General features: G+C 39.3%; 20 protein-coding genes and 1 pseudogene. 11 read left to right on the top strand and 10 right to left on the bottom strand.

Going from position 1 to position 22932, the window contains the following annotated elements:
• Nucleotides 1-495 precede the first annotated feature (495 nt).
• Both FJR09_RS19380 and FJR09_RS19375 read left to right on the top strand, forming a co-directional pair.
• Nucleotides 496-4689, top strand: a complete 4194-nt coding sequence (locus FJR09_RS19380) for a glycerophosphodiester phosphodiesterase family protein (protein ID WP_254433158.1) — start codon at nt 496-498, stop codon at nt 4687-4689.
• A 425-nt stretch (nt 4690-5114) separates the two neighbouring features.
• A complete protein-coding gene (locus FJR09_RS19375; RefSeq protein ID WP_015079760.1) occupies nt 5115-5369 on the top strand; it encodes a hypothetical protein in 255 nt (84 codons plus the stop codon).
• Nucleotides 5370-5637: 268 nt separating this feature from the next.
• On the opposite strand, the gene FJR09_RS19370 is transcribed toward FJR09_RS19375, so the two are convergent.
• The 3 genes from FJR09_RS19370 to FJR09_RS19360 are packed head-to-tail and all read right to left on the bottom strand — an operon-like array spanning nt 5638 to nt 6471.
• On the bottom strand, nt 5638-5808 hold the full coding sequence (locus FJR09_RS19370) for a hypothetical protein (protein ID WP_015079759.1): 171 nt from the start codon (nt 5806-5808) through the stop codon (nt 5638-5640).
• Between the two features lie 2 nt (nt 5809-5810).
• Nucleotides 5811-6284 (bottom strand): type II toxin-antitoxin system VapC family toxin, encoded by a 474-nt coding sequence (locus tag FJR09_RS19365; RefSeq protein WP_015079758.1) that lies wholly within the window; start codon nt 6282-6284, stop codon nt 5811-5813.
• A gap of 34 nt (nt 6285-6318) precedes the next feature.
• Nucleotides 6319-6471: a hypothetical protein gene (locus FJR09_RS19360; RefSeq protein WP_158310516.1), complete on the bottom strand. Its 153-nt coding sequence runs from the start codon at nt 6469-6471 to the stop codon at nt 6319-6321.
• A 64-nt stretch (nt 6472-6535) separates the two neighbouring features.
• Here FJR09_RS19360 and FJR09_RS19355 point away from each other — a divergent pair, with 64 nt between their 5' ends.
• Entirely contained in the window at nt 6536-6772 is a 237-nt protein-coding gene (locus FJR09_RS19355; protein WP_015079757.1) for a type II toxin-antitoxin system HicA family toxin, read from the top strand.
• Nucleotides 6772-7005 carry a type II toxin-antitoxin system HicB family antitoxin gene (locus tag FJR09_RS19350; RefSeq protein ID WP_015079756.1) on the top strand — a complete coding sequence of 78 codons (234 nt, stop codon included), beginning with the start codon at nt 6772-6774 and terminating at the stop codon, nt 7003-7005. The genes FJR09_RS19355 and FJR09_RS19350 overlap by 1 nt, the downstream gene beginning before the upstream one ends.
• 254 nt (nt 7006-7259) lie before the next feature.
• Here FJR09_RS19350 and FJR09_RS19345 read toward each other — a convergent pair whose 3' ends face one another.
• The 4 genes from FJR09_RS19345 to FJR09_RS19330 form a co-directional block, all read right to left on the bottom strand.
• Entirely contained in the window at nt 7260-7526 is a 267-nt protein-coding gene (locus tag FJR09_RS19345; RefSeq protein ID WP_015079755.1) for a type II toxin-antitoxin system HigB family toxin, read from the bottom strand.
• A 29-nt stretch (nt 7527-7555) separates the two neighbouring features.
• Nucleotides 7556-7780: a type II toxin-antitoxin system VapC family toxin gene (locus FJR09_RS19340; RefSeq protein WP_015079754.1), complete on the bottom strand. Its 225-nt coding sequence runs from the start codon at nt 7778-7780 to the stop codon at nt 7556-7558.
• Nucleotides 7777-7938, bottom strand: coding sequence for a hypothetical protein (locus FJR09_RS19335; protein ID WP_168633541.1), 162 nt, complete (start codon nt 7936-7938; stop codon nt 7777-7779). Before FJR09_RS19335 ends, FJR09_RS19340 begins: the two co-directional genes overlap by 4 nt.
• Before the next feature lie 284 nt (nt 7939-8222).
• Nucleotides 8223-11105, bottom strand: a complete 2883-nt coding sequence (locus FJR09_RS19330) for a BPSL0067 family protein (RefSeq protein ID WP_168652998.1) — start codon at nt 11103-11105, stop codon at nt 8223-8225.
• A gap of 193 nt (nt 11106-11298) precedes the next feature.
• Here FJR09_RS19330 and FJR09_RS26250 point away from each other — a divergent pair, with 193 nt between their 5' ends.
• From FJR09_RS26250 to FJR09_RS19310, 4 genes are all read left to right on the top strand, one after another.
• Nucleotides 11299-13350: a putative Ig domain-containing protein gene (locus FJR09_RS26250; protein WP_168652997.1), complete on the top strand. Its 2052-nt coding sequence runs from the start codon at nt 11299-11301 to the stop codon at nt 13348-13350.
• Between the two features lie 465 nt (nt 13351-13815).
• Nucleotides 13816-14997 carry a sulfate adenylyltransferase gene (gene sat, locus FJR09_RS19320; RefSeq protein ID WP_168652996.1) on the top strand — a complete coding sequence of 394 codons (1182 nt, stop codon included), beginning with the start codon at nt 13816-13818 and terminating at the stop codon, nt 14995-14997.
• A 77-nt stretch (nt 14998-15074) separates the two neighbouring features.
• On the top strand, nt 15075-17219 hold the full coding sequence (locus FJR09_RS19315; protein ID WP_168652995.1) for a caspase family protein: 2145 nt from the start codon (nt 15075-15077) through the stop codon (nt 17217-17219).
• An 83-nt stretch (nt 17220-17302) separates the two neighbouring features.
• Nucleotides 17303-18025, top strand: coding sequence for a Uma2 family endonuclease (locus tag FJR09_RS19310; RefSeq protein ID WP_174782887.1), 723 nt, complete (start codon nt 17303-17305; stop codon nt 18023-18025).
• Between the two features lie 138 nt (nt 18026-18163).
• Here the strand turns inward: FJR09_RS19310 and FJR09_RS19305 are convergent.
• Nucleotides 18164-18303 (bottom strand): annotated as a pseudogene (locus tag FJR09_RS19305) (magnesium-protoporphyrin IX monomethyl ester cyclase); the annotation flags it as partial.
• 100 nt (nt 18304-18403) lie between these two features.
• Between FJR09_RS19305 and FJR09_RS19300 the strand changes: the two are divergent.
• From FJR09_RS19300 to FJR09_RS19290, 3 genes are all read left to right on the top strand, one after another.
• Nucleotides 18404-18916 (top strand): hypothetical protein, encoded by a 513-nt coding sequence (locus FJR09_RS19300; RefSeq protein ID WP_015079748.1) that lies wholly within the window; start codon nt 18404-18406, stop codon nt 18914-18916.
• A 72-nt stretch (nt 18917-18988) separates the two neighbouring features.
• A complete protein-coding gene (locus FJR09_RS19295; protein ID WP_168652994.1) occupies nt 18989-19324 on the top strand; it encodes a hypothetical protein in 336 nt (111 codons plus the stop codon).
• Nucleotides 19324-19614 (top strand): type II toxin-antitoxin system RelE/ParE family toxin, encoded by a 291-nt coding sequence (locus tag FJR09_RS19290; RefSeq protein WP_168652993.1) that lies wholly within the window; start codon nt 19324-19326, stop codon nt 19612-19614. The genes FJR09_RS19295 and FJR09_RS19290 overlap by 1 nt, the downstream gene beginning before the upstream one ends.
• 26 nt (nt 19615-19640) lie before the next feature.
• Here the strand turns inward: FJR09_RS19290 and FJR09_RS19285 are convergent, their stop codons facing one another.
• Both FJR09_RS19285 and FJR09_RS19280 read right to left on the bottom strand, forming a co-directional pair.
• A complete protein-coding gene (locus tag FJR09_RS19285) occupies nt 19641-20513 on the bottom strand; it encodes an S-methyl-5'-thioadenosine phosphorylase (RefSeq protein WP_168652992.1) in 873 nt (290 codons plus the stop codon).
• A gap of 118 nt (nt 20514-20631) precedes the next feature.
• Entirely contained in the window at nt 20632-22920 is a 2289-nt protein-coding gene (locus FJR09_RS19280) for a pentapeptide repeat-containing protein (protein WP_015079744.1), read from the bottom strand.
• Nucleotides 22921-22932 lie beyond the last annotated feature (12 nt).

The raw sequence follows: 22932 nt of genomic DNA, 5'->3' as shown, positions 1-22932 counted from the left end.
TTTTTACTTTACCTTATTAATACTATTTACCATTACTTTATCCCAACTTTTCATCCAAGATTGCTTCTATATCTTGCTCACCATAGATGACTCTGAGAATCTCTATACCTGAATCTGAAGAAAGATAAAAAACAAGATACTTGTTAAATCCTTTTGGCGATTTTTTCCCACACAGTTTTACGGATATCTCCCGAATCATCAGGAGTCATCTCAGTTGCATTTATACTGCTGTAACCACCATGATACCATCAACTAGCAATAACTAATTATACCTATCTCATTTTCTATCAAAAACTACTTTGACTAGTCTCTCCTACAAACAGCTTCTAAAGCTTTCATAGTTTCCCCCTACCAAATCAATAATCTTAACTTAGAGATTTTGTTACTTAAGTACAACCTTAATCAGCACTTAAATAAATCTAAACTATAGACAATAATATCTTAACTTTCGACTGATATTGTTGATGCCATTACCTGCAATTTCTCATAAGCAAATTGTCTTTCTCTCAAAATACTTTAAATATTACTTCTCCTATGGTGACACTCAAAGGTTTTGCTTCTTTACCCGCCGATACCTTAGCTGCTGGACCAGCTTCGGGTGCGGCTGTACCTAATCCTACCAATGGACGTACCACACCCTTTCCTGGTCAACCTGTGCAAGGTTTTAGTGGTGTCCAATTTGCTCCTAATGGTGGTGGTTCTGTCTTTTGGTTCTTAGCAGATAACGGTTTTGGGGCAAAAAATAACAGTGCTGATTTCCTCCTGCGACTTTACCAAGTTGACCCCAATTTTGCGGGTACAGAAAACGCTAATGGTTCTGTAGCGGTTCAAAACTTCATTCAACTCTCTGACCCCAATAAATTAATCCCCTTTGATATTGTCAATAAAAACACAGCCAAACGGGAACTGACCGGGGCTGACTTTGATGTAGAGTCCTTTGTGATTGATGCTAAGGGCGATATTTGGGTCGGTGATGAATTTGGAACTTACCTACTACATTTCAATAGCAATGGTGTTTTATTAGATGCACCCTTCGCCACTCCTAACCTTGTTAAACTAAATACCCTCAACGGTCAAGCCCCCATTGTCATTGGCCATCGTGGTGCTAGTGGTGAACTACCAGAACATACAATAGAAGCTTACCGCCTGGCAATTTTGCGCGGTGCAGACTTCATTGAACCAGATTTGGTATCCACTAAGGATGGGGTATTAATTGCCCGTCATGAACCTAACCTGATTAACACCACCGATGTAGCTAGTCGTCCCGAATTTGCTAGTCGGAAAACTACTAAGATAGTAGATGGTGTTGCTGAAGAAGGTTTCTTTGCTTCAGATTTTACCTTGGCAGAAATTAAAACTCTGCGGGCTGTAATGCCTCAAGGTTTCCGAGATCAGTTATACAACGGTCTTCTCCAAGTTCCTACCCTGGGCGAAATTATTGATTTGGTGAAAGAGGTTGAGGTACAAACTGGTAAGAAAATCGGTATTTATCCTGAAACCAAACACCCCACCTATCACGACAATTTGGGTTTGTCTCTGGAAGAAAAACTGATTGACACCCTCAAAGTCAAAGGATTTACTGATCCCAAACGGATTTTCATTCAGTCCTTTGAAGTCAGCAATCTCAAGGATTTAAACAACACCATCATGCCGACTGCTGGTGTGAATCTGCCCTTAGTGCAATTGCTTGATGCCTACGATGTCGCCAACGATGGCACACTGTTGTATCAAGATGTTTACGCTCGTCCCTACGATTTCACTGTTAAGGGAGACACCCGCACCTATGGAGATTTATTAACTCCTACTGGTTTGAAAGAAATTGCTGCCTACGCTGATGGTATTGGACCCTGGAAACGGCAGATTGTTTCGGTGAAAACAGTTGATAACAATAATGATGGTAAACCTGACGATCTCAATAACGATGGTGTGATTAACGATGCGGATAAAGTTACCCTAGCACCCACCAGCTTAGTTAGTGATGCCCACAAAGAGGGTTTGGTTGTCCATCCTTACACCTTCCGCAATGAAAGCCGTTCTCTAGCATCAGATTACAATAACAATCCTGAGTTGGAGTACCGTCAATTCATTAGTTTGGGTGTAGATGGTTACTTTACTGACTTCCCCGGTACAGGAGATTTGGTGCGTGATCAAATTACTGCTAATCAAGTCCGATCGCCCCAAAATCCCACTGTTCTCTCTACTCCTAAATTTGATACCCTCACAGGCAAAGCCCCCATCGTCATCGGTCACCGGGGTGCAAGTGGTGAACGTCCAGAACATACCCTAGCATCCTACAAATTAGCGATCGCTCAAGGTGCAGATTTCGTTGAACCCGATTTAGTGGTAACAAAAGATGGTGTCTTAATTGCCCGTCATGAACCCATGTTAGCAGTCGGCGTTCTCAATACTGATGGCACAATTCAACGAGATGCTAATGGTAAGCCAGTTATCAATACTACTGATACGAGTACGGATGTTTACTTACGGGATAAGTTTGCCGATCGCCTGAAAATCAAAAATTTAGATGGTCGCAATGTCGTCGGTTGGTTTGCTGAAGACTTTACCCTGGCAGAAGTTAAGGAACTGAATGCGATTGAACGGATTCCTGCTTTGCGTGGTACTACTTTCGATCAAGATGGATTGAAAGTACCAACCCTGAAAGAAGTCATTGATTTGGTGAAACAAGTCGAACTAGAAACAGGTCGCAAAATCGGTATTTATCCTGAAACCAAACATCCTACTTTCTTTCAACAGCAAGGTATCAATACTAGCCAAATTTTAGCAGACACCCTCAAAGCTGAGAACTTTACCGACCCATCTCGGATCTTCATTCAATCCTTTGAAGTTGCCAACCTCAAGGCGCTGAAAAACACCATCATGCCCACCGCAGGGATTGATATTCCTCTGGTGCAATTGTTTGGTGGTTCAGGTCAACCTTATGACTTTGTAGTTGCTGGTGATACCCGCACCTATACCAATTTGTCCACCCCCGCAGGTTTAGCCGAAATTGCTACCTACGCTAAAGGAATTGGTCCTAATAAACAGCGGATTATTCCTCAGTTGACAGTGGATGCCAATAAGGATGGACAGCCTGATGATCTCAATGGTGATGGACAAATCAGTGATGGCGATCGCATTTTAGGCGCTCCTACAACCCTCATTCAAGATGCCCACAAAGCAGGTTTAATCGTTCACCTCTACACCTTGCGGAATGACAGTTTCTTCCTCCCCGCAGATTATAAAGGCGACCCCGGTGCAGAATTCCGTAAATTCATTGATTTGGGTGTAGACGGCTTTTTTACCGATTTTCCAAAAACCGGGCGTTCTGTCTTAGTAAATAATTACCTGGCTGGTACAGGCTACGCTAATCCCAACGGGAATTTAAATACTCCTTACTTCAATAATTCCCCAGAATACTTTGCTCCTAATCAACCCTACTACGGCGACCTCGTAACAGCGAATTTGAACCGCTCCCAAGGCTTTGAAGGCATGGCATTTAGCCCTGACCGTCAAACCCTCTATCCGATGTTGGAAGGAACTGTTGTCGGCGATCCTGCTGGTTCTGTACGGATTTATAAATTCGATGTAGCCAGTGAAAGCTACCAAGGATTGGTAGGACGTTATCAATTAGCCAGTACCAGTAATGCGATCGGTGATTTCACTCCCATCAATAACAACGAGTTCCTAATTATTGAACGCGATAATAACCAAGGTACTACAGCCGCTTTCAAGAAGATATTCAAAGTTGATTTCAGCAAGATTGATGCTAATGGCTTTGTTTCCAAAGAGGAAGTCGCAGACCTCCTAAATATCCAAGATGCTAAGGATCTCAATGGTGATGGCAAAACTACATACAATATGCCTTTCCAAACCATTGAAGATGTGTTGGTAATTGATAGCAAAACCATTTTGGTGGCAAACGATAACAACTATCCCTTCTCCATTGGTCGTCCTCCAGGAATTGACAACAATGAGATGGTGGTCTTGGAACTAGACAAACCTCTTGCCCTTGATCCCCGTCTAGGTCTATCTGCGTCTATAGCAGAAGCTACCCAATATGTGGCGGGGACAACTGGTAAAGATGATTTGTTTGTCAGTGGTGGCACTGATGGCATCAATGACACCATCTTCACTGGCGCAGGTGATGACACTGTTGATACTGTCTTGGGTGCAAGTTCTCCCTTTGCTGGTAACAATATCGTTGATTCGGGTAGCGGTGATGATACGATCTTTGTGAATAAGGGCGATCGCACTTTCGGTAGTGATGGCAATGACACCTTTGATGCTAGAGATGGTCAAGGTGGCAACCGCATATCTGGTGGTGTGGGTGATGATACCTTCTACTTAGGTAGCAATGACCGGGCTTTGGGTGGTGATGGTAAAGATATCTTCAGAGTTAGTCTTGGTGGTGGTAACTTAATTTCCGGTGGTGCCGGCGCTGACCAATTCTGGATTGTCAATGCTGAATTACCCTCTTCGGCTAATACCGTGCTTGACTTCCAACTGGGTACGGATGTTATCGGTATTCAAGGTGCTGTTAGCTTAGGTATTACCACATCAACATTGAAGTTAAATCAAGTTGGTGGAGATACTGCGATTGTCTTCAACAATCAAACCTTAGCTACTCTGACTGGGATTCAAGCCAGTAGTTTGAGTTTGACAGATTCTAAACAGTTTGTCTTTGCTTAGAATCTAATTCTCCCGTAGGGGTTTAGCGCAATGCGTTAAGCCCTGACGGGGCAAAATCTCTGTAGTTTGGTTTGCATTTTTTTGATCGAAAACTGCTGTAAGAGGTTGTTTGAAAAGTATTATATGAAACCCATAATCTCCAAAAACTTAACCCCCCTACCCCCCTTCCCTACAAGGGAATGGGGGTTTTAAAGCCTCTCCCCTGCAAGGGGAGAGGTTTGGAGAGGGGTCAGTTTATACATTAAAAACTTTTCAAACATCCTCTTAGAAGTGTAATCAATCTCAGGAATCTGGGTTATTTTGTAATCACAACAGTGACAAACAGAGATTCCTAGGTCGGGCTTCGCTATCGCTCCTAATCTCAAAGCAAGTTATTGTATTGTAAAATAGGAAATATGAATTGAGTTTGTAATTAGGAATATACTATGACTATAGAACGCTGGAATGACGAAATGCTTGATGAATTAGCATCAAGTGTAAGTGAATTAAGAGAAAGTATGACTGAGGTTAAAGATGGTATAGATGGTTTAAGAATAACTGCTCAAGCTTTGTTACAATTGGCTGCTCAAAATCAACAAAATATGGAATTAATAAAAGAAAGACAGGCTGAAAGTGATCAGAGATTTAATGTTATACTTGAGGAAGTTCGCTATTTAATTCGAGGTAATCAAGCGAGCTAGGGATTGAGTATTACATGGAACACTAATGGTAAGTTTAAACGTACTTCAGGAAGAAGGGCTGTACCATCGAACAGAGCATCTAAGGTTTGAATCATAACTTTTTCCTATACTGCATTACTACCATTATATCGCCTTCAATCTCCTTGTTAAAAAGCGAACTGCTTGCAGCAGTGCTTGCGCTATCGCATCCCATCATCCCCCAAAACAGCGAACTGCTTGCAGCAGCGCTTCGCTATCGCACCTCCCATCATCCCCTACAACAGCGAGCCTATTTAGTTGAGGATGATAATGTTACGAGCGGCTGAGTAATAACTTTTCTGTTTTTAGCTACCTGTTTTTTTCTTAAATCTTGACAAATTTCATGCAAATCATAATTAAAAGCTTTAGCGTGTTCTTCTCGGATTTTGTAAATTTCTTCTAATACTTCATCTTTCCACATATTTAATCTCCCATAAGTTCATAAGGTGTACAAATCGTTGGTAGTTCATATCCAGATTGAATACTAATTTGTGAGAGTTTTTTCTGGATTTGTGCATTGGCAATATGTTTACAGTTCCATGTTAACAAATAATCTACTTTATAAACAGTGGCTAAGGCAATATGCAAGGCATCATCAGATGCTTTAGGAGGAAGATTGCTTTTTGTCAGAAATTGCTGGGCTAATTCTTCCACTGCTTCATTGAGTGCTAATAATGGTAACTCACTTATTAGATCCAGTCGTTTAGTAGCTATTTCTTGATCTCCTCTGGCTAATTCTTCTAGAACTACTTCCGAAATATATAGAGTAAAATTTTCCCGACGAGTATCCCACCAATTTTGTGTAATTACTGAATTTGAAGCAGTAATTAGATTAGTGCTTGGTCTAATTGTTAGATAGCCAATAATACTGGTATCAAGATATAGACTTTCAATCATTATTAAATATTTAAAAAAATTATTTATTATTTTACTATATGATTGCTACAAACAACCGATCGCATCCCACATCCCCAAAAATGGTACATCCCACATCCCAAAAGCGAACTGCTTGCAGCAGCGCTTCGCTATCGCACTTCCCACATTCCCAAAAAGCGAACTGACAAGTCAGCGCTTGCGCTGTCACAAATTAAATTCCTGTCAGACTATAATAAAATCAAGGGATAATCTACTAAATAATAGCCTTGGTGATGACTAAAAAAGAAAAACTATGGCAAAAAGCTAAAAATAGTCCAGAAAATCTAACTTTTGATGAATTTGAAACTCTCCTCATTCAGAATGGGTGGGAATTTAGTCGTCAAAAAGGAAGTCATCGTTTATGGTATTCACCGAGTGGCAAACCTTTACCAATTCAACCTCGTAAAGATGGAAAAGCAAAACTCTATCAAATTCAGCAGTTCTTTGAATATCAAGAGGGAAATCAGTAATGACTTTAAATAATTATAATTTTAATGGCTTTACAATTAATTTATATATTGATGAACAAGGAGATTGGTTAGCACATTTCCAAGAAATACCTAACATTTCAGCTTTTGGTGATACTCCCGAAGAAGCTTTGCAAGAACTAAAATTAGCCTGGGAGTTAGTGAAGGAAGATTATCAACAAAAGGGTAAAGAAATTCCCTTTGCTCCTGTGCGTAGAAAACTGTACTCTTCATGAAGCGATTCCTGCGGAGCGCTTCGCTATCGCACCCCCACCCCCAAAACAGCGAACTGCTTGCAGCAGCGCTTCGCTATCGCACCTCCTCGACATCCCCAAAAGCGATTCCTAGGTCGCGCTTCGCTATCGCATTCCCACATCCCCAAACATCGAACTGCTTGCAGCAGCGCTTCGCTATCGCACTCCCCCTATTCCTAAAAGCGATTCCTAGGTCGGGCTTCGCTATCGCTCCTCCCATCATCGCAAAACAGTGATTATTCTTGATGGGTACCAATAAAACGAATAAAAATAATCCCAATCTCATAACGAATGTGGACAATTAAACGATAATTATTACCTTTAATATTAAAGACTAATCGATTATTAGTAATAATACTGGCATTAGCATAAACTTCTTTAATGTCTGATGGACTTTGCCAATTTGCACGGGTAGCATCATCAAACCATGCTTTTAAAGGCTGTTCTGTATCAGGATATTTTTGCCAATATTCTCTTAGGGTAGTCCGAGCAATAATTCTCATTGTAATAATATTATTTATCAAAAATTAGTTTACTTGGCATTTGCAGTTTGCGCTAACTGATACCATTCATCAATGGGTAAAGGCAAAACTAATTTATTGACACTAGATTTAACTGCTACTTCCCAAACAGAAATTGCTGAAATTAATAAGCCATTTTGGGATTCTTCACTTTCAATAGCTTCTTGCGCTGCTTGTGATAATTGACTAGGCTCATGAAGCAACCATAGCCAAATATGGGTATCTAGAAAAATCATTCTGCTAATGCTTGCCAAAGTTCAGGCATAGGTTCATCAAAATCACTAGCAATGGTAATAGGTTTTCCTTTGAGTGGGTAATTCTTTGTAGTGTTTATCTGTTGTGAAATTAGATCAATGTTTCCTGCTTTAAATTCTAGAAACTTCCATTCCATCATCCCTAAAAGCGATTCCTACGGTCGAATTTTCGCTCTCCCACATCCCTACATCTTTTTATCCTCCCCAAAACGTAGGGGTTTAGCACTGCTAAACCATTACCCAACGACTAACTAGCAGCGACATATTTACAATGATTTTCATGTTGAGGAATTATCTTGATTTTCGACATTTTTGGATATGGAAATAACCTAAATATCTACCGATTTTGTACCCAATATTTTATCGGTTTGTGTACCCGATATCGTAGGGGTTTAGCATTGCTAAACCCCTACCAAACTAGAAATCAAGACTGAATCACATAGTAGTTGTCGGCATCACCAACTCCTGTCCCATTATTCCGATAAAATCCCAAGTTAACTGCTCCAGGATTTTGTTGCCACAAATAAAAACCAGATACTCCATTTTGAGTTCCATAACCTGCAAAAATTCCGGTATGTTGATAGGAACCGTTATCATAACTATTATTTGGTCCAGCAAAAGTTGCGATCGCAGTACCTACAGCCACATTACCATTTCCCATGACATTAGCTCCTCGTTTCCAGTTAGTGGTGAAGTAATAAGGACTAGAGCTATTAATTCCTGTGGCATAAGCAACTAAATCCCAACATTGATATATATTTTCACTGGGATAACCATCTACATCAATGTATTGACCATTTAACTGTCCATTCTGTAACTGGGTTAAACGAGTTGAAGTAGTCATTAAACCGGATGGTGCAGGTGGTGTTACAACAACTTTCTCCCAAGATATATCCATAAATGCAGCACCACCACCTTCCCACATATCGTAACCGACATCATACCAACCCGCAGGCAAAGTGAATTTCACCTCGTAATAGTCACCATAAGCATATAACCATTGATTAGCAGGTGTGATATTGTAAGAACCGCCTTGTCCCCAAGCACCATTTGCCCAGAGGTGGAAACCATCATCTCCACGCACCCGGAATTTATATTCGCTACCATCAAAATATTGTAGAGTCCAAGCACCCATCACAAAGAAATTATGAGGGAGACGAGCGTTATCACCATTAGGCGCATCTTGTCCCCAATTAGCATTAATACCAATTTTGCCATCACTGCGAACATTAGAGCCTAAATTAGCATTACCAATCAGATTCCCCTGATCACGGAAAATATCAAAGGAAGGTGCAGTACCTTGTCCATCCCAATGGTAAATAGATCCATTCCAGTATTTTGAAGTATCTACATTGTCATTGAAAGCCTGATGTCCTTCCAGTTTGAAATTTATTGAAGCAATACCAGAATCTTCCTTATATTCAATGGTAACAGGATAATACCCACCCGTTGAACGGAAGTAACCAGAATACCAGCCAATTTGATTGTACTTATTTACTACATATTCATTACCAATTTTTACATTAATGCCATCATCAGCACCAGTGGTAATATGATACAGTCCAGGTGCAAAATAATGAGTAGTTTGATAACGTGCAGAGAAGTTATCCGTCGGAGTATTTGGGACAGATCCATTACCCCAATCCCGGCTAAAGCTGCCAGTAATATCGGTAAAACCTTCTGTGTAAGTAGGTGTACCTGATAAATCTTTATTTCCGAAATAGTCGGTTGTCCAAATGCCAACAGGATCAGATTTACCCACAATAGTGAAATTGCGATTAGGCTCATCTAGAATATCTAGATCACCTGTATGAGTGCTACCATTCATTAACCAAACAAGATTTTGACCATTGGCATAATTGCGCCAGATAATATCGGATTTACCATCATTATTGAAATCTGCCGCGCCCATAATATGCCAGTTGAGATCCCCAACCTTATCAACATTGGCGGTACTAGCGCGATTTACGCCATTCATCAACCAGATGGAATTATCCCCTGTAGTTGCATTTCTCCAAAGAATATCAATCTTGCCATCACTATTAAAGTCACCTGTTCCCACAATGCGCTGATTAAGATTGGTATCAGCTTCTAAATCAACTCGACCAATAACTTGATAATTCTTCATCATCCAAACCTGATTAGCACCTGTGACATAATTACGCAAGAGAATATCTACATTACCATCTTGGTTAAAATCACCTGTGCCTACAATATGCCAATCATTGCTCGATACTGCCTCAATCTCCTTAATATCAATGCGCTGATTACCATTCATTAACCAAATACGAACATAACCTGGAGAATTAACCCAGTGATAACGTTGAATAATGTCTGTATTACCATCATTATTAAAGTCTCCAGTGCCTACAAAATACCAAGCTCCATCATTTTTATCACCTCCATCATCAAGGTCTATCCAACTAGCAGAGGTCCCATTCATTGCCCAAGCACCAAGGTTTCCATCAGATAGATTTTTCCAGAGAATGTCAGTTTTACCGTCTTTATTAAAGTCAGTAACCAATCCTAAATGACTGGTTTTAGTATTATCAGCAATTACAACTGTGGCATTATTAGCAGTTCCAACCACATAATTAACATTATTTACTAGGCTCAAAACTACTGTTTCATTGCCTTCATAAATAGCATCATCAATGGGATTAATGTTAACCGTAGCTGTAGAAGAATTAGCTGCAAAAGTCGCAATCCCATTTAATGCGTTGTAGTCTATGCCATTAGTTGCTGTACCCCCAACAGAGTAATTAACAGATAAAGATGAAGCTATATTTCCTATTCTTGTAAAAGTAAACTGACCAGGATTTGCAGTTTGTCCAGTTGAAGTTTCTCCTGCATTAGCATCACTTGCACTAATAGTAATTGTTGGTTTCTCAATACCAATAACACCATCACCATTTACATCTATAGCAAAAACAGATTCTTTACCCAAAGCTTCAGCAGAATTTAATCCCCATGCTCCTTCAGAAGAAATCCAATTCCAATTATTATCTAAATGCCAGATATGCAGGAAGTTTCCAGAAACATTTTTCCAGAGAACTTGATTATCTCCATTCACGGTTTCTACTGCTAGAGTTTGCCATCCTGAATAGATATCTTGATAGATTTGTTGTCCACCATTTCTGATAGTAATTGGGGTATTTGTTCCTGCTTGAGCAAAATATTTGTTGGCTGTATCTTTGAGTAAATAAGTATTACCTATTATGTCAATATTTGTGAATAACTGATTTGTCCCGCTTAGATTAAGGCTGGTGGTAGAGTCCAGCGTATTATTTACGATATCTAATACCATGTGTACACTCTGAGTTCATATATATTCATCATGATTACAGATTATGTTTAATCATGACTACAGTATTATTACTGAATTTAATACAGTCAGTAAATTGGAAAATCTGTAGGGGCGCAGGCCCTGCGCCCTTTCCAATCCCACCAATCCCACAATTGCCACCGCTACAGCCGTAGGAACAATTACCAATGATGATGTGGCAGTCGTAAACAATGCACCAATAGTTGCTAACCTAATCGCAGATCAAAATGCTAAACAAGGAACTGCTTTCAACTTCCAAATTCCCACCAATACCTTCACAGATATTGATGCGGGTGATATTCTCACCTATTCAGCAACATTAGAAAATGGTAATGCTTTACCAAATTGGTTAACCTTCAATTCTACAACTCGGACTTTTAGCGGTACTCCCACTAATGATAATGTAGGGAATCTGAATGTTAAAGTAGCAGCTACAGATAAAACAGGAGCATCTGTTAATGATACGTTCACTATTAAGGTACAAAACGTGAATACCGCACCCATCCTCAAAAATCCACTTTTAGATCAAACAGTTAAGGTCAATTCTACCTTTACATTTACACTACCCAAAGATACCTTCTCCGATCCAGACGCAGTTAATCCCTATAAAAACCTCGTCATCTTTGGTGATAGCCTCTCAGATACAGGTAATGCCTACAAAGCATCTGGTAACACCTTTCCACCATCACCTAATTATCAAGGTCGTCTTTCTAATGGCTTAATTTGGGTTGATTACTTTGCACCTGATTTACAATTTACAAACCAATCAATTCAAAATTACGCCTTTTTGGGCGCAAATACAGGAGTAAGTAATACTTTTGGGCAAATAACCGTACCTGGATTACTCACACAAATTCAGCAATTTAAAACTGTAAATGCCAATTCTATTGGTAAAGATGGACTGTATGTAATCTGGACTGGTGCTAATGATTTTCTGAATCTTGCCACAGATCCTACTCAGGCTGTGACTAATGCAGTTACTAATATTAGTAGTGCAATTACAACTTTAGCCGGATTAGGTGCTAAAGAAATTGTCGTTGGCAATTTATCAGACTTGGGTGCTACTCCTTTGAGTATTGCTAATAACAATGTAGCGAATGCCAGAGCAATTTCTATTGGTTTTAATGCAGCTTTAACTCAAGCTTTAACTAACTTAGAACCAGCCCTCAATGTTGATTTATCTTTAGTAGACATCTTTGGTTTGAGTACAGCATTTCAGACTAATCCTGCTAATTACAAATTCACGAATATTACTCAGCCGCTAATTACAGTCACTACGCCAGTTAACCCTGATCAATATGCTTTTTGGGACGATGTTCATCCCACAACCAGACTGCATCAGTTAGTAACAGATACATTTGAAAATACACTGCTCAAGGATGGTGTAATTCCTGATTTAATTAAATATTCTGCCACGTTAGCTGATGGTAGTAATTTACCAGATTGGCTGAATTTCAACTCTACAACTCGCACCTTTAGTGGTACTCCCAACACAGGAAATGTCGGTAAATTAGATGTCAAGGTAATTGCGACAGATAAAGCCGGGGCAACTGTCAATGATATCTTTACTCTCGCAGTCAACCAATCTACAACTGTAGGAACTCCAGGAGATGATAAATTAATTGCCACTCCTGGTAGTCAATTCGATGGTCAAAACAATATTGTATTTACAGGTGCAGGTAAAGATGAGTTAGACCTGTCCACTGTATCTGTTTTTCCCAACTCAGGTAGCAATATCGTTGATCTGGGTAGCGGTGATGATACTATCTTTGTGAATAAGAGCGATCGCGCTTTCGGTAGCGATGGTAATGATACCTTTGATGCTAGAGATGGCCAAGGTAATAACCGCATATCCGGTGGTGTCGGTGATGATACCTTCTACTTGGGTAGCAATGACCGGGCTTTGGGTGGTGATGGTAAAGATATCTTCAGAGTTAGTCTTGGTGGTGGTAACTTAATTTCCGGTGGTGCTGGTACTGACCAATTCTGGATTGTCAACGCTGAACTACCGAAAGCTGCTAATACCGTGCTTGACTTCCAACTGGGGACTGATGTGATTGGGATTAGTGGTGCTGTCAGTTTAGGTATTACCACATCCACACTCAAGTTAAATCAAGTTGGTGCAGATACTGCGATTGTCTTCAATAATCAAACTCTAGCTACTCTGACGGGAATTCAAGCCAGTAGTTTGAGTTTGACAGATCCTAAACAGTTTGTTTTTGCGTAATAAGCATTTAGGAGGTAGGGGTAAAGCAAGAGCTTTATTGGTGTCAACTTAACGCAAAATCTTCATCCCGCAAGGAACTCAAGTTCCTTGCTAATAGCGAAAGTCATCTAAAAGATGACTAAATACTAGGAAAATTCATTAGTCCGTTTTAACGGACTTGAGCTATGAGACAGAGAATTTATTCCCTGACGGGTTTTTGGCAGTGCGGGCATACTTCGACCCTTCGACAGGCTCAGGGCATCGCTTGCTCAGTACAAGTCTTGCCCGCGTGAGCGAGACGCTCACACTACAGTCCATCATTTTTATCTTGACGAACTACTAGTATTAGCAGTGTAAAATACACCATCTTTTCCTAATCTCACCCTTTCCGACCGGCAAAGGAAAAAAATTCACAGAAATTTAACAATGTGTACCAATAATTTGGTAACTTAGTACATAGTCTGCAACAACTAGGGAAAAATTACGTTGAGTTACCATCCAGATGCCATTGCCGCCCACGGTGGAGAGTTAATTAACCGGGTTGCTTCCTCAGCACAAAGAGAAATATTTCTCTCTAAGGCTGACTTTTTACCGCGTGTGGAACTTGATGAACGAGCAGTTTCTGATTTAGAAATGATTGCCATTGGTGGTTTTAGTCCTTTGACTGGTTTCATGAACCAAGCAGACTATAACCGAGTCGTCACCCAAATGCGGTTAGCTAACGGTATTGTCTGGTCAATTCCCATTACACTGTCTGTAACCGAAGAAGTAGCATCCCCTCTACAAGCAGGCGGTTTGGTGCGTCTGGATAACCCCAGAGGCGAGTTTATTGGGGTATTGGAACTGACCGAGAAGTATACCTACGACAAACAACAAGAAGCCATAAATGTTTATCGCACTGATGATGCTAAACATCCTGGGGTGCAGGTAGTATATAACCAAGGTTCTATCAACCTAGCTGGTGATATCTGGTTATTACAACGGGACTCTCATCCCCATTTTCCCAGCTACCAAATTGATCCGGCTGCGTCACGGGAAATGTTTCGAGAAAAAGGTTGGAAAACAATTGTGGGTTTCCAAACTCGCAATCCCATCCACCGCGCCCATGAATATATTCAAAAGTGCGCTTTAGAAACTGTTGATGGTCTATTTTTGCACCCATTGGTAGGGGCAACAAAAGAAGATGACATCGCTGCTGATGTGCGGATGCGTTGTTATGAAATTTTACTAGAACACTATTACCCTGTAGATAGAGTAATTTTGGCAATTAACCCGGCAGCCATGCGTTATGCTGGGCCTAGAGAAGCCATTTTCCATGCTTTAGTGCGGAAAAATTACGGCTGTACACATTTTATTGTCGGACGTGATCATGCTGGTGTGGGTGACTACTACGGCACTTATGACGCTCAATATATCTTTGATGAATTCGCCCCTGAAGAGTTGGGAATTGTACCAATGAAGTTTGAACACGCTTTCTATTGCAAGCGCAGTAAACAAATGGCCACAACTAAAACCAGTCCTAGCAAACCAGAGGAACGGGTTCATCTGTCGGGAACCAAGGTGCGGGAAATGTTACGTCGGGGTGAGTTACCACCACCGGAATTTTCTCGTCCAGAAGTTGCGGCTGAGTTAACCCGGGCTATGCGGATTGCCCCTGTATTAGTTTAGGTTAAGATTAGAAACTTTACTCTACGGACTTTAGCCTTTAAGCTATTAGCTATTGGGCTGGAGTCTGACTGTTAATTATGAAACGGCGTAGGTTTTTACAACAAATTAGCGGCTTATTAGCGGCATTGGGGTTAGCTGAAACTGAGTGGTTGAGTTTGGGAAATCCCTATTACCAAGCTTTAGCACAATCTAACCAGCGGAAGTTGGCATTATTGATAGGGATTAATCAATATCCACAAAGTCCTGCCCTGGGGGGGTGTGTGACTGATGTGGAGTTGCAAACAGAATTGTTAATTAATCGTTGTGGCTTTGCAGCGTCAGATATTCTGACTTTAACTGATGAACAAGCCAGCAGAAAATTTATTGAAAATGCTTTTTTAGATCACTTGGGTAAGCAAGCCAAACCTGGAGATGTGGTGATTTTCCATTTTTCTGGTTATGGGACTCGTGTTAATTTGGGAAATGAGCAGATCCCCGACTTCTTGAAGAAGTCGGGGATCTATAATGCCATAGTTCCTGTTGATGAGAATAATTTATTGGGGACAAATTCGAGAAACTATTTATTGGCAGAAACTCTGTTATTATTATTGCGATCGCTCCCAACAAATCAAGTTACAGCAATATTAGATACTAGCTACTATCATTCTAGTGAATTAAAACCCACTGGTTTACGAATGCGTACCCGTCCAGAATTATCAACAGCAACTTTACAAATAGAAGAATTAGAATTTCTATCACAACTGAAAAATCATAAATCAGCTAATAATAATCCTCTGATTATCAATGCGACTTCAGAACTAAATCAGCAAGCCGGAGAATTTCTTTTCTCTAATTGGACTGCGGGATTATTAACTTATGCTTTAACTCAATATTTGTGGGAAACTATCCCAGCCAAAACAATCCCAGTTTTTCTTTCTGGTGTTGCTACTTCCATGTATCAGTTAGGTGGAAAACAACAACCAAGTCTAGTAAATGAGCCAAAAAAATCTCAAAATGCTTTAATTGTTGATTATTTTCCGATTGATAAATTGAGAAGTATTGGTGTAGTTCAAGCCATAGATGATGATGGCAAAACAGTCAAATTATGGTTAGGAGGATTACCTAATCAAGTTCTCACAAATTATGGCGTAAATTCTCGGTTAACTCTGGATACGGGAGAAGAGTTAGTTGTTAAATCACGAAGTGGGTTAATAGCTAAAGCCCAATTTACAAATAAAGAAATTACTACTTTACCTCAAGTTGGGCAAATAGTCCAAGAAGTTATTCGGGTATTACCTCGGAATATTCATGTTAATGTGGCTTTAGATCAGGGTTTGGAAAGAATTGAACGGGTAGATGCTACTAGTGTTTTTTCAGGAATTAACCGGATTGCTAATATTGCTACTGTAGAAGAAACTGCTGATTATGTGTTTGGTAAAGTTGCCCAAGTCCCCAGCCGTTATGGTCTTTTTTGCCTGGGTGGTGAATTGATTATTAATACGATAGGGGAAGTTGGGGAAGCGGTGAAGGTGGCAGTACAGCGATTAAAACCAAAATTTTCTACTCTGTTAGCATCAAAGTTGTGGCAGTTGACAGAAAATAAAGGTTCTTCGCGTTTACCTGTGAGGGCAACTTTAGAGATTGTTAACAACGTTTTACCCCGTGTTTTTATGGTGAGGGATACTTTGGGGACTGCAAGTATTGATAACACTTTGCAAACACCTGGCTATGAAGAAATAGCTATGCCGACAATTCCTGTGGGTAGTCGCTGGCAATATAAAATTGAAAATTTGAGCGATCGCCCGATATACTTAATTTTAGTGGGTTTAAATAATTATCAAGATGCCTTTGCTTTTTATCCTTGGGAAGTTTTCCTGCAGACAGATATTCCTCCTACCAAACCCCAATTAATAGAAGTTCTGATTCCTCCGGGTAAAACTGTCAAAATCCCAGAGAATCACCCGATAGCTGGCTGGTTACTGCCTACTCGTTATACTTTTTGTGAACACCAAATTATTCTGAGTACAGCACCATTTAAGGAAACTCTCACGGCATTAGCGATCGCTAAATATCCTACCACAGATCAACAGGCTATTAGTCCCATTGTCAACCCTTTAGAAGTTGCCCAAGCCATATTACAAGATTTACATAACGCCAGTAAAGTGACAACTGATATTAATGATGCTTATGTTTTGGATGTGAATAATTGGGCAAGTTTGAACTTTAGTTTTCAGGTTGTTTAGAGGTAGGGATTTCATTATTGTCCTGTTCACATTTGATTGAGAATAACTATATACTAGAACTTAATCCCTTATTTGTGTTTCCTATGGTTGTAAGTGCTTCCACCACCAAGATCACTTGGGAACTTTTACCTGAAGACTTTGTTTTAGACAATGAACCTGTGGATAATGTCAATCAACCCAGTCTAGCAGCAGCACTCACAGAAAGCCTAGAACTCGCTGGCAAACTTCCAGAAACTGCCCTTGCTACCACCAATTACGGCATCTGCGCCACAGTTAATGGCAAATTTGTCATCAAAGCCCCTGACTGGGCTTACGTGCCGCAAATTACAGTGCCTAGAGAACAAATCCAACGCAGTTACACCCCCCACAAACAGGGACAAATTCCTGCGGTGGTAATAGAATTTCTTTCCGATACCGATGGTAGTGAATATTCTAATAAACACACCTATCCCCCCGGAAAATGGTTTTATTATGAACAGGTTTTACAAGTTCCTAATTACATTATTTTTCAACCAGATATCGGTGAGTTAGAAATATATAACTTGCATGAAAATGGACACTATAAATTGCGTTTCTCAGATGAAAATAACCGTTACTGGTTAACTGAAATGGAATTATTTATTGGTGTTTGGCAAGGAAAACGCGAAAACCGTCAAGGTTACTGGTTACGCTGGTGGGATCAAGATGGTAATTTGCTACTTTGGGGTTCTGAGTTAGTGCAACAAGAACGACTTGCTAAGGAAACTGCCTTAAAACGTTTGGAAGAGTTAGAAAAACGCCTTCGAGATGCTGGCATTTCTGACTAATTTTCATGAAGATCCTATTCAGATCCCCGACTTCTTAAAGAAGTCGGGGATATTTTCTAGTAATTCCCATTCAAGTGAGGTACAACAATAAAGAATTAACCGCAGATGGAAGAGGATAAACGCAGATGAACGCAGATAATTTTGGACAATAATGATATAATGCCAATAACCATTTTTTCTGATAAATAAACACTGTAAAGCACCCATTCTAAGGGGGAAAATGTATAGGTGCGGGTTTTGGTTACTTCACCTAAATCTAAAGATAGTTTAAAATCGCCCGTTCCTATAATTAGGAGGCTGAAAACCTCTTTTCTGTTCCCTTACCATAACGACAATTTTTAACGCCAACCTACTTAATCAAACTGTTATTAATTCTCTATGTTGAACTTAGCTAATATTCAAACCCTAGCTCAAGAATACAGTCCCCAGGAACTTTTTGCAGCTTTGGTGTGGCAACGTCGCTTTAATGAGTTTAATGGGGAGGAGGTTGTTAGGGATCTTAGCCAACATTCTCATCTATGGGCAAGTTTTCTGTTTACGAAACCAATTTTTGCACCAGATGAAAATGGTTTAAGTTTTGGTGGTTTGGTAGATACTTTATTGGCAATGGCAAATTATCGCCCGATGCCAGAATCGAGTATAATCCACTTTGTAGCTTATCCTGGGGATACCCTCTACATTTTGACAGAAAACCAAGATAGTATCGTGTCTCAGCTTTTGGATTTGGGTAAAAAGTGGCGTGCAGATTCAGTGGATATTACTGATGGTAATAATGAAGAATATGGTTTGCGACTTGGGCGACAGTTACGAATGAGATTGGAAGCAGGTTTGGAAGGTGAGTCGCTTTGGCAACAGCGAGATGCTGTAGTTATTACTTATTGGTGGGATTAATGATATGGCTATCTATCACCAACGCCAAAAATGTTATATTAAACGCAAAGCTACCACAAAAATCAAAAACTTATGATAGCGAACAATATTAGACAACAAATTCTAGAGCATCTTCAACCATTACCTGGAGAACAAGTAAAAACCCTTCTCTTAACATGGCTAACTGGTACATCTGGGGAATTAGAAGATTTTGAGCGGTTGTTGACAAATAAACCTACTCAAACCACAGAAGAATCACTTGAGTATGGTGAAATAGATGCAGAACTAAATTTTCAACCTCTCACTGAAGCCGACATGATTCAGCAAAGTAAATCTGCGCTAGAAGCCTATCGTCGCACAGGTTCAGGAGTGGAACATGAACGAGTGCGGGAATGGGTAAATAGCTTAGGAATCAATCAAGAACGCTGATGTCTCAGATAGTTTGGACCCAAACTGCAATTAACGACTTAAATCGTCATTACGATTTTATCGCACTTAATGATGTTAACGCAGCAGCACGCGCAGTACAAACAATAGTCTCTTCTAGCGATACTCTACAGCAAAATCCACATCGAGGCGCGATTGTAGATGACGTAGCAGGATTACGAAAACTTTTAGTTTCTTTTGGTAAATACGGCTATATTATTCACTACGCTATTCTTGAAGATGATGTGATTATTTTACGCATCTATCATGGGCGAGAGAATAGACCGATTTAATCAGTCAGTTCTCATCCCCTATGACCTTACAAATACTTCTCTAACAACAAAGCCAACTTCTCCTTAGTTGCTGCTGGTGCTTTCTCCAAATTCGTCAAAATCGCATACTTCAAAGCCGAATGCGCCTCACTAGCAGGGGGATTTGCACTCAACCGCTTCACAGTTTCTTGAATTACCTTTTGTGCATTCGCCGCATTTTTATGTAAATTCCCAATTACCATTTCCACCGTCACAGTATCATGATCAGGATGCCAACAATCATAATCCGTCACCAGCGCCAACGTTGCATAGGCGATTTCCGCTTCCCTGGCTAACTTCGCTTCTGGTAAATTTGTCATCCCGATGACTGTAGCATCCCAACTCCGATAGAGATGAGATTCAGCCTTAGTAGAAAAAGCCGGTCCTTCCATACATACGTACGTACCACCATTATGTAATGTAACATCTGGTAAATTCAAAGAAGCGATCGCTTCAGCCAAAACCCCGGACAAATTATGGCAAATCGGCTCACCAAAAGCAATATGTGCCACAATTCCCTCACCAAAGAAGGTAGAAATGCGATTCTTGGTTCGGTCAATAAATTGATCGGGAATTACCATATCTAGGGGTTTAGCTTCAGCCTTCAAAGAACCCACAGCACTAGCAGAAATCAGGTATTCTACCCCCAATTGCTTCATAGCGTAAATATTAGCCCGAAATGGCAACTCCGAAGGTAACAACGTATGATTACGACCATGACGCGCTAAAAATGCCACTCGTGTTTCCTCTAAAGTTCCGAGAATAATCGCATCTGACGGTGAACCAAAAGGTGTAGAAATTTCTATTTCTTCCACGTCTTTGAGCGCTTCCATTTTGTATAGACCGCTTCCACCAATGATTCCGATTTTAGCTACATTCATAAATTATCAACCTTGTGATGAATGGGATTAATAAGTAATTTTACCGTCTGTATATTGTACAAGAATATTCGGTAAAAAATAAAGTTCTTGTTTTTATAAAAGTTGAAAAATTTTCAATCTATTTGAGATAAATCAATAAATTCAAGCCGGGAATTGTCCGCGAGAGAGTCCAACCAGCGAGAATAATATAAAGTAACCCTAAACTCCATTGATACCAAGCCAAGGTAGAGATAATTCCTGGTAAATGTTCATCACGTAAACGAATATCATTAAATCCCAATCTCACCAAATTATTCAAACTAAAATCATAATAATTCAGCCAATTCCAACGTTTATCCCATAATAGTGGCATATATCTTTCCCGGAAACTAGGATTTCTAGGAATAACTGGTAATCTCCCAATTAATAATCTTAATTGTCTTAATGTTCCATCTTCTCGAAAATAGGAAATATCCATTAAATCATGATAACGTCCTTGTTGATAAAGTCGCCATAATAAAATTCCAGGTAAGGGAAAAATAATGAAAAATAAACACAGTAGAGTTAACCAAGGATTCCCAGAATTCCGAAAAATTGCTAATAAACTACCAGATATTAAACAAATAAAACTCAATAATATGCAAACAGTTTCATAATATCTAGGAACAATTGCTACAGGAGACAAACGACGATAGCGATCAACTAACCAAAATAATACACCAAAACAGGAAATAACTACACCACCCACACCAAATACTAACCAAAAGTTTGTCCCATAACCACTTAACAGCAATAATAAACTCAATAACAACCAACTTAAATATCTAACTACCCACCCACTAAAAACCAGAGGTTCAGTGGCAATAATTCTATCACTTAACTGATTATATATTTCTAAATTCACATCTGCTAAAACTAGTAACTCGCTAATATTCCGAAAATGTTTGATTTGACGATATTGATGAATTTCAGCCGCTTGGGTTGCGGAAAAACCTAAATTTATCAACCTATTCACAGCAGCAGTATTAATATTAATAGCTATCAACTGATGACTTAATTCAATTAACCTTAACCGTTGTTTTGTATATTCTAACTGATTTGCATCACTAACCTGCTGTTGTAACCGGAAATTTTGACTTAAATTCCGCAAAATATTTTGATTACCGCGTAAAGTGGGGACAATCAACTTTTTGCCAATTTCTCCAACATTACCTAAAATTTTCGCTTGATTAGAATTAAACACCAAATCAGAAACATTTAAAAATGCTGTTTCCGCAAAGTTAACATCACTAAAATCAGCTTGATTAAGAATACTTGCACTTTGCAAATCCACAGATTGATTAAACTCAGATTCTCGAAAAATTAGTCCTTGTTTAAAAATAGCATCTTTCATGAATAGAAATTGATGAAAATTAGCTCTGTTAAAGTTTACTTGATTATTAAAAATCACACTAGAAAAATCAGCATTTTCTTGCCAATAACTACTATTAAACCTAACTATTTGTTGAAATTTTCCTTGATTAAATTTTGCATCATCACAAAATACATCACCTTGGAAATTAGTAGCATCTAGAAATTTGACATTTTGAAAATTAGCTTTGTCAAAGAAAATGCTACCTTGAAAACTACTAAGAGCGTGAAAAATAGCCCCATTAAAACTCACAGTTCTACTAAATCTTGATTCCTCCCAATTAGTAGGTTTTAAAAAATTTGCCCCTTGAATATTTACAGATTGCAGAAAGAACGTATTCGGAAATTTTACCTCACCATTAAAACGACTTTCTACCATAATTAAAGCCCCACGAAACACAGAAATACTACTAGAATTATTTGACTGATTATTCAACAAAGATTTACAATCTTTAGAATTAGGAAAAGCCCTTGTTAAAGATTGCAAACATACAGAACGTAAACTTTCTAACTGTTCCCGTTCTGTATGTGTGAAAATTTGGGCTATACCTTGAGCATAAACAGGAGTTCTTAAACCCAAATCACTCCCATAAAAATCACCTTCAATTACAGAATTACTCAAATCTAAACCCAAAGCCGTCGCACCAGTTTTTTGTAATTCTTTTCTGAGTAATTGGTAAAAATCATCTCGGAAAATACCATTTTCTGGACGTAAATCAATTACCATTTTCCTTAAATCTACAGTTAAATTACCATCTCGCAAAATTGGTGTTTTAACTCGTTCTTGTAATAATTCCCAAGTTAAAGTTATGGGTTCATTTGGGACTGCAAAAGTAGGAATAGGAAATAAAAATATAGCAAATATACAAATAAACAATATTACTGCGGAATTAGATATGATGATTTTTCCTAATTTCGCAGATAATAAGTTTATTTTTTTAACGGTGTTTTTTATTTGCCAAAGTTGAGAAAAATCCCATCTTTGTAAATAACTAAAGTGACAAAACAATCTCAACAAATTCCCTACTTA

Source organism: Dolichospermum sp. UHCC 0406 (assembly GCF_009712025.1).
Classification (GTDB): domain Bacteria; phylum Cyanobacteriota; class Cyanobacteriia; order Cyanobacteriales; family Nostocaceae; genus Dolichospermum; species Dolichospermum lemmermannii.
Note: the sequence above shows the minus strand (reverse complement) of the source record. Positions and strands in the feature narration are given on the sequence as shown.

Coding starts and splice junctions, on each gene's coding strand:
- FJR09_RS19375 (WP_015079760.1), top strand. CDS start 5,115: ATGACTATAGAACGCTGGAATGACGAAATGCTTGATGAATTAGCATCA.
- FJR09_RS19370 (WP_015079759.1), bottom strand. CDS start 5,808: ATGTGGAAAGATGAAGTATTAGAAGAAATTTACAAAATCCGAGAAGAA.
- FJR09_RS19365 (WP_015079758.1), bottom strand. CDS start 6,284: ATGATTGAAAGTCTATATCTTGATACCAGTATTATTGGCTATCTAACA.
- FJR09_RS19355 (WP_015079757.1), top strand. CDS start 6,536: ATGACTAAAAAAGAAAAACTATGGCAAAAAGCTAAAAATAGTCCAGAA.
- FJR09_RS19350 (WP_015079756.1), top strand. CDS start 6,772: ATGACTTTAAATAATTATAATTTTAATGGCTTTACAATTAATTTATAT.
- FJR09_RS19345 (WP_015079755.1), bottom strand. CDS start 7,526: ATGAGAATTATTGCTCGGACTACCCTAAGAGAATATTGGCAAAAATAT.
- FJR09_RS19340 (WP_015079754.1), bottom strand. CDS start 7,780: ATGATTTTTCTAGATACCCATATTTGGCTATGGTTGCTTCATGAGCCT.
- FJR09_RS19335 (WP_168633541.1), bottom strand. CDS start 7,938: ATGATGGAATGGAAGTTTCTAGAATTTAAAGCAGGAAACATTGATCTA.
- FJR09_RS19330 (WP_168652998.1), bottom strand. CDS start 11,105: ATGGTATTAGATATCGTAAATAATACGCTGGACTCTACCACCAGCCTT.
- FJR09_RS19315 (WP_168652995.1), top strand. CDS start 15,075: ATGAAACGGCGTAGGTTTTTACAACAAATTAGCGGCTTATTAGCGGCA.
- FJR09_RS19310 (WP_174782887.1), top strand. CDS start 17,303: ATGGTTGTAAGTGCTTCCACCACCAAGATCACTTGGGAACTTTTACCT.
- FJR09_RS19300 (WP_015079748.1), top strand. CDS start 18,404: ATGTTGAACTTAGCTAATATTCAAACCCTAGCTCAAGAATACAGTCCC.
- FJR09_RS19295 (WP_168652994.1), top strand. CDS start 18,989: ATGATAGCGAACAATATTAGACAACAAATTCTAGAGCATCTTCAACCA.
- FJR09_RS19290 (WP_168652993.1), top strand. CDS start 19,324: ATGTCTCAGATAGTTTGGACCCAAACTGCAATTAACGACTTAAATCGT.
- FJR09_RS19285 (WP_168652992.1), bottom strand. CDS start 20,513: ATGAATGTAGCTAAAATCGGAATCATTGGTGGAAGCGGTCTATACAAA.